The 8910-nt window shown below is 49.8% G+C and carries 1 protein-coding gene; it reads left to right on the top strand.

Annotated elements, in window-relative coordinates; all coding sequences use genetic code 11:
• The coding region (locus tag CWB99_RS19595; RefSeq protein ID WP_138686218.1) for an Ig-like domain-containing protein at window positions 1–8865 on the top strand (8865 nt) is incomplete at its 5' end.
• Between the last annotated feature and the right edge of the window lie 45 nt (window positions 8866–8910).

Below are 8910 nucleotides of genomic sequence, written 5' to 3'. Positions count from 1 at the left end.
GGCAGTGAGCTGGATGTCAGCGGGCTGAACAATGGCACGCTCACTGTATCGGCGACGCAAGCGGATACCGCAGGCAATACATCGAGTGCAGCAACGCAAAGTATTACACTTGATAATGTTACGCCATCAGGCCAATCCGTCGCTATCGACCAAACACTGATCAACCGAGACAATGAGTCGGCACTTAGCTTTACCCTATCTGGCTTAGAAGGGTCTGGCACATTTACCTATCAAGTCAGCGATGGCACCAATACCGTATCAAGCAATAGTGCTACAACAATTACTTCGAGCAGTCAGCAGCTGACAGGCGTTGATGTGAGTACCCTGGATGAGGGAACTTTGACACTGACCGTGACAGTCTCTGATGAAGCGGGTAATGCCGCTGAAGGTGTCACTGCCACAGTGACTAAGCAGTATAATGTTGCTCCGGTGCTATCGGGTACACCTGCTACCACAGTAAACGAAGATGAGGCTTATAGCTTTACTCCGACACTAACCGACTCGGATGATGGAGATACACACACTTATAGCATTGTGAACAAGCCAGACTGGGCTGAGTTCAGCACGACGACGGGCGCCCTTACCGGTACGCCCACGGATGGTGATGTTGGCACACATGCAAATATTCAAATTTCAGTGTCCGATGGCACTGATCAGGCAACGCTGACAGCATTCAGTATTGAGGTGGTAAATACCAATGATGCACCGGTTGGACAGGCCTTTACCTTCACGTTAGACGAAGAAGCAACACTGACAGTCACTGCGGCTAATGGTTTGTTAAGCACTGCTACGGATGATGACACAGATAGCGGGGACACCTTAACGGCGAGTGCCGTAAGCCAGCCACAATACGGCCAGTTGACGTTGAACACAGATGGCAGCTTTAGCTATCAGCATGATGGCAGTGAAAACCACAGCGATAGCTTTACTTACCAAGTCACCGACAGTAACAATGCAACGTCTGCAACCCAAACGGTTACATTGACTATCACACCGGTTGCGGATGCGCCGACTGTGGTAGATGACTCAGCAACCACAAATGAAGATACCGCGGTTATTTTCGATTTGCTTACCAATGATAGCGATCCGGAAAATGATTTGGTCGAGGCTTCAGCTGCTATCGCAACACAACCTGGCAAAGGGTCTGTAACCATTGTGAATGGTGTTGTAACTTATACACCAAATGCCAATGAAACGGGCCAGGATACCTTCACTTATACGGTTAAAGATGCGGCACTTAATTCATCCGCTGAAGCAACTGTGACAGTGACTATCACGGCCGTTAATGACCAACCTACAGTTCAGAACTTCACTGTCTCAATAGACGAAGACAATGCCAGCGACGCAATAGCCGTACGTGCTGGTGCCAGTGATGTTGAGGATGGTACGCCTTCGGGTGATATTGCCGTTGCTACGCAACCTTCAAAAGGCAGTGTCGCCGTAGATCAGGAAGCAGGTACTTTGGTGTACACGCCAAATGCAAACGAGACGGGCACGGATACCTTTACTTATACAGTTACTGACAGCGAAGGAAGTACCTCTGAATCAGGCTCAGTTACGGTGAATATAGGTGCCGTGAACGACCGTCCTGTTGTTGCTGATGACAGCGTGACCACCAATGAAGATGTCAGCGTGACGCTTGACATACTTGCCAACGACTCGGATGTCGAAGACCAAGGGTTCAATGGCGCTAATGTCACTCTGGAAGACCAGGGGAGCGGTGCAGGTAGCTATGCCAAAGCAGATGTGAGCATACAGACAGACGGTACATTGCAGATAGCACCGAAACAAGATGAGACAGGCTCCTTTAGCTTTACTTACACTCTGACCGACAGCGAAGGGCTCAGTTCAGATGCAGCCACAGTGACAGTGACGCTAACGCCAGTCAATGATGCGCCCGTTGCTGCCGATAACGTTGCACAACTCATGGAAGAGGGCTCGTTTGAAGTCAACGTATTGGGTAATGACACCGATGTAGACGAAAACGATAGCTTTGATGCATCCAGCGTTACTGTAGTTCAGGCCCCCAGCAGTGGTCAGACCCAAGTTACGGCAGCTGGTGCAATTATTTATACACCTAACACTAACTTCTCCGGTGAAGATACCTTCACCTACACGGTAGCAGATGCCGCCGGCGCAGTGTCGAACGAAGCGACAGTGACAATGACGGTAACCGCAGTGAATGATGCACCAGTACTCTCTGGTACACCTGCAACTGAGGTTAACGAAGACAGCGCCTACAGCTTTACCCCAACCGCAACGGATGCGGATGCGGATACGCTGACCTTTAGCGTTCAGAATCTACCATCGTGGGCTAGCTTTGACACTTCAACAGGAGCATTAACAGGTACGCCGACCAACGACGATGTTGGCGTATATCAGGGGGTTGTGATCAGTGCAACGGACGGCACCGAAACTGTGAGTCTGACGGCATTTGATATCACAGTGGTGAATACCAACGATGCACCTACAATATCAGGCACACCAGCGACCAGTGTTAGTGAGGACGCTGCATACAGCTTTACACCGACAGCCAGCGATGTGGATGCGGGTGATAGCTTGACCTTTAGCATTGCGAATCAACCTGGCTGGGCAAGCTTTGATACGCAAACAGGCACGCTTTCGGGCACCCCAACGAATGATAATGTAGGTACATTCTCGGATATCGTGATAAGCGTCAGTGATGGTACAGAAACAGTCTCATTGGCTGCCTTCTCGTTAACCGTTACCAATACCAATGATGCCCCCGTCATATCTGGCACGCCTGCGACCAGCGTGAACGAAGACACTGGATATAGCTTTGTTCCCAGTGCGTCAGATGTTGATAGTAACGACACCTTAACCTTTAGTGTCACTAACCTGCCATCCTGGGCAAGTTTCTCTACCTCAACGGGCGCGATAACTGGCACTCCTGCCAACAGTGACGTAGGAACTTACCAGGGGATAGTGGTCAGTGTTACTGATGGTACGCAAACGGCGAGTCTGGATGCATTTGCAATTACGGTTGTGAATGTCAATGATGCACCTGTTATTTCCGGTACACCTGAAACATCTGTAAATGAAGACGCGGCGTACAGCTTTACGCCTGTTGCATCAGATATTGACGGAGACAGCTTAACCTTCAGTATTGCAAATCAGCCAACATGGGCAAGCTTTGATGCGCAAACGGGAACCTTGTCAGGCACACCGAGCAACAGCGATGTGGGTACTACAAGCGACATTGTGATCTCGGTGAGTGACGGCACGACCTCGACTTCTCTGACTGCGTTCTCGCTCACGGTTGTTAATACCAATGATGCACCAGAAATCAGTGGCACACCGGCGACCAGTGTGAATGAAGACGCCAGCTATAGCTTTACACCGACCGTATCAGATGTGGATGCAGGTGATGTGCTGGTCTTCTCTGTCAGCAATCTACCCAGCTGGGCAAGCTTTAATACCTCAACGGGTACGCTTTCGGGTACGCCGAGCGACGCAGATGTGGGTACCGACACGCAAATCGTGATTACGGTTTCAGACGGCAGCGCACAGCAGTCACTCAGTGCCTTTGATATTGAGGTTATTAATACAAATGATGCGCCGACGGCTCAAGACTATAGCTTTGGACTTGATGAAGGACAGCTGTTGACCGTCACGACCACGTTAGGCTTACTCAGCAACGCCAATGATGACGATTTAGATAGCGGCGACAGCCTGTCTGTGAGTGCGCTTTCTCAGCCGCAGCATGGTGTGCTGACCTTGAACGCTGACGGTAGCTTTAATTATCAGCATGATGGCTCGGAAAGCACCAGCGACAGCTTTACCTTCCAGGTAACCGATGCACAAAATGCAGCCTCCGCAACGCATACTGTGTCGTTAACAATTAACCCGGTTGAGGATGCGCCGACAGCGGTAGATGACAGTGCAACGACAAATGAAGATACAGCGGTACAAATAGCCCTGCTGGACAATGACAGTGACCCAGAAGGGAATATGAACGCAGCTTCGGCTGTTGTCGTGACTGAACCCACCAAAGGGTCTGTGTCTATTGTTAATGGTATAGCGACTTACACGCCAGCCAGTAACGAGAATGGTCAGGATAGCTTTACATATACTGTTGCGGATACCGCACTCAATACGTCGGAGCAGGCAACGGTAGTTGTGACTATTACGCCTGTGAATGATGCCCCGGTTGCAGCAAACTTAACCATCAGCACTGACGAAGATACCCCGTCAGCGGCATTGGCTGTGCGCGCAGCTGCGACGGACATTGAAGATGGTGTCCCAACTGGGGAGCTGATACTGACCAGTACACCGAGTCTGGGTTTGGTCACGTTGGATCAAGAAGCCGGTACTTTAGTCTATACACCAAACACCAATGAGGTGGGTGAAGAGACCTTCACCTATACCATCTCAGACAGTGAAGGGCTGGCCTCGGCTTCAGCCAATATTACTGTCAATATTGGCGCTATCAATGACCGTCCTGTGGTCGGTGACGATTCAGTAACAACAGATGAAGACGTCACTGTTGTTCTGGATATCCTGGCCAACGATTCGGATGTAGAAGATCAGGGCTTTAACGGTGCCAATGTCACGCTGGAAGATCAAGGTAGTGGGGCGGGTAGCTATGCCAAAGCCGACGTCACCATCTTGGCCGATGGCACCTTGGAGATTGCGCCTAAGCAAGACGAAACGGGCACCTTCAGCTTTACCTACACATTAACTGACAGCGAAGGGCTTGCTTCGTTACCTGCGACAGTCACAGTCACATTAACACCTGTGAATGACGCCCCGGTAGCGGTCGACAATAGTGTTGAACTGCAAGAAGAAGGGTCGTTTGAAGTTAACGTGCTGGGTAATGACTTTGATGTGGATGAAGGAGACAGCTTCGACTTGAGTAGTGTCACCGTTGTGAGTGCGGCTCAGAATGGCCAAACAACCGTGACAGCACAGGGCACTATAATTTATACCGCCAATACAAACTACTTCGGTAATGACAGCTTCACCTACACGGTGAGAGATCAGGCCGGCGCGGTATCAAATGAGGCCACCGTTACGTTGAGTGTCACACCGATAAACGACGCGCCAGTTGTAGAAGGGCAGGTATTATCACTCAACGAAGACGATACGCTACTCGTTACGCTGAGTGGCACAGATCCAGACGCGGATGTGCTTACTTACAGCATAGTTTCTGGGGTGTCGTCAGGCTCACTACAACAGCAGTCTGATACAACCTGGTTGTATACGCCAAATGCAGATTTTAATGGCTCAGATAGTTTCAGCTTTATGGCAAATGACGGTGCGCTTGACTCAAATACCGCAACTGTGACGTTAACGGTTAATGCTGTAAATGATGCGCCTGTGATTACTGGTACGCCTGATACCTCTGTGGTACATAACACTGAATATAGCTTTACTCCGCAAGCTTCTGATACAGATGGAGACGCTTTGACGTTCGCCATTACTAATCAGCCTGTCTGGGCGCAGTTTGATACCGCAACGGGTACATTATCGGGTACGCCAGCCAGAGATGACGAGGGTGTTTACAGCGATATAGTGATCAGTGTGAGTGACGGCGTTACACAGACTTCCCTGAATGCGTTCGACATTGAAGTTCAGTTCGTTAACAACCAACCGATTGCGAACAATATGGACGTGGTGGTTAACGAGGATGGCACAACCAGTTTTGTGGCAGATACCTCGGACGAAGATGGTGATAATGTCACGGTTGCCATTGAGCGTCAGCCAGTAAATGGGTTACTGGTGTTGCAGGGGAATACGTTCACTTATACGCCGTTTGGTAACTTTAATGGTCTGGACAGCTTCAGCTACGTTGCCAATGATGGCAGCCTGGATTCGACAGCCGGTGAAGTGAAGATCACCATCAATTCAGTCAATGATCTACCGCTGGCAGTGAATGACAGTTTTACTTTTGAACCGCAGGCCAACAATACTTACATTCTTGATGTGTTAGCAAACGACACTGATGCTGACGCAGGCGATGTGTTGAAGCTTGTTGGCGCCAAAGATTCGGTAGGTACTGTGTCTATTGTTAATGGCACGCTGTCTTACGTCGCCCAGGCGGATACCCAGGGCTTAATTGTCATCGACTACCTGATAGAGGACAGCCAGAAGGCGCGCAGTAAGGCAACGGCTCAGGTCAGGATCAATTCAGCACCGGTGACGGCTTTGCCTGTTATTACTGTACCTGATGACGTGACTGCTAATGCAACAGGGTTATTTACTAAGGTACCTCTGGGCACGGCAACCGCAGTAGACGGGAATGGTAATACATTAGCTGTGTCTTTGGTGGATGGCTCTACCTTGTTTGCCCCGGGCACGCACTTCGTATACTGGCAGGCGACAGATAGTCAAGGGCTACAGTCAATCGCGACGCAAAATGTATTTGTTAATCCGCTTGTTTCGCTGGAGAAAAACAGTGAAGTCGCGGAAGAGCAAAGCCATACGGTCAATGTATTCTTGAATGGCCCTGCGCCCAGTTATCCGGTGACCATTCCATATACGGTTTCCGGGACTGCCGATGCTGCAGACCATGATTTAGTGGCTGGTCAAGTAGTGATTGAATCTGGCACCTCAGCTCCAATTAACTTTAATGTGTTTGGCGATGGCGTCATTGAGGGTAACGAGAATATCGTCATCACATTGGCCGATTCGTTGAACCGAGGGGCAAAATCATCCACTACGGTGACCATTGTTGAAGAAAATGTGGCACCTAAAGTCTCCGTTAGAGTGACTCAGGCTGGTGAAGCCCGTTCACTGCTGACTATCAATGATGAGCTGGTCACGGTGACGGCAACAGCCAGAGATGCGAATCCGCAGGATAACGTGACCTTAACCTGGAATGCCGTTGATAATTCATTGACGGATCAGAGCGCAGAGGAAAATACGTTTGTATTTAGCACGTCTGAGCTAGCAGAGGGTATATACCAGTTGACGGTGACCGCAACCGATGATGCCCAGCCTAGTCTTTCTTCCAGAAGAGATATCTACCTCGAGGTGGTTGCTGAACTACAGGCTCTGACTCAGGTAGATACCGATGGCGATTTAATCCCAGATGACGAGGAAGGTTACATCGACTCGGATGACGATGGTATACCTGACTTCCAGGATGCCATCACTGAGTGTAACGTGATGCAGGAACAAGCTGCTGAATCGGCTCAGTTCCTGGTTGAAGGTGAACCGGGCGTTTGCCTGCGCAAAGGTGCAACGGTAGCGCAAAACTCAACGGGCGGTGTTCAGTTGCTCGAAAGTGAACTGCCAGGTGATGACAATGCGATAAACATCGGTGGTCTGTTTGACTTTATTGCAACTGGCCTACCACAGGCAGGTGATACTTATACGATTGTAATCCCGCAGCGCAGACCAGTTCCTGCCAATGCAGTGTACCGTAAGTTCAAAAACGGCAGCTGGGTTGATTTTGTGGTCGCCGATGGCAACGCCATATTGTCTGCCAAAGGTGAACCCGGGTATTGTCCGCCTCCAGGTAGCAGTGAATGGACCGATGGCATTACAGAAGGCGACTGGTGTGTGCAGTTACAAATCGTTGATGGTGGTCCTAACGACGACGATGGCATTGCTAACCGCAGTGTCGTTGACCCAGGTGGTATTGCAGTTCCCAGAACAGACAATGCCTTACCTGTGGCTGTCGCTGATGAGGTCACCGTTGCATCGGGGCAACAGATAGTTATAGATGTACTGGAAAATGACACTGATGCCGATGGTAATCCATTGATGATTACCGGAGCTTCAGTTGACTTTGGTACCGTACGTATTGAAGACAATAAGCTGGTTTATATACCACCTGCAACTTTTGTCGGTGTTGCGACCATTGAATATAGTATTTCAGATGGACAGGGCGGAACGTCAAACAGTCAGGCAATTGTCAATTTAACTGTAAATAGTGCGCCTAAGACGACACTGGATGTAGCCTCGACAAACGACCAGACGACACTGGTGCTTGATGTACTTGCTAATGACACCGACGCGGAAGGGGATGAACTCTTCCTGGTAAGCGCTGCCGCGACACATGGTCAGGCAACGGTGAACATCGATGGCACCCTCACCTATGTGCCAAAAGTTGGCTTCTCTGGTGAGGATGTGATTGTCTACCAGGTCAGAGATAGTAAAGGCGCGACCAGCCAGGGTATAGTTAAAATAACAGTATCAGCTTATCAGACTGTGAGTGTGGAAAATTCATCTTCGGGTGGTTTAGGAGGACTATTAGTGATCATGATGTCGGCATTAATTTTGCGCCGTCGCAACAGCAAACTACCAGCATATACGCTATTAACTACCAGCTGTTTACTGGCTAACCCAGTATTGGCGGAGCAATGGCGGGTGCAGGCAACCGTGGGCCAGGCGGAGGCTGATTATCAGGTGCCGTCATCTGTAGGTGGCTTAACTGTGGGGGCAGTGGATGACAGCAGTGAGTCTTGGTCAGCAGGGGCTTTTTATGAGCTCATGCCAAAATGGCAGGTTGGCTTACGCTTTATTGACCTCGGTCAGGGACGCTTGTCTCTGAGTGGTCAGTCGCTGACACCTGAAACACTTCATGAGCTTGTTGCGCGGGCTACGCCGGTACTTCCTGAAGGCTTTGCACTGCAAACCGGCTACGAGTTATGGCGCCGTGATAGCTTTAGCGCAGAGCTGTTTTTAGGAGCATTTGACTGGAAATATCAGATAGACAGTACTCGCGACGGCAAGCATTTGCGTCAGTACGAAAAAGAAGGGACCAGTGCTTATGGGGGAGTTACATTAGGCTATGATGTCTTTGAAAACACGGCAATTAACCTCAGCTACAGCTACTACAATTTAAGTGAAAATGCGATTAGCGAGATTTCAGCCGGGCTTAGCCTGAGATTCTGATTTCTTTTCTACAGTTACCGGGGGAGCAAAAACGCTCCCCCGGTT

The organism is Pseudoalteromonas rubra (genome assembly GCF_005887095.1).
Lineage (GTDB): Bacteria > Pseudomonadota > Gammaproteobacteria > Enterobacterales > Alteromonadaceae > Pseudoalteromonas > Pseudoalteromonas rubra_E.
Note: the sequence above shows the minus strand (reverse complement) of the source record. Positions and strands in the feature narration are given on the sequence as shown.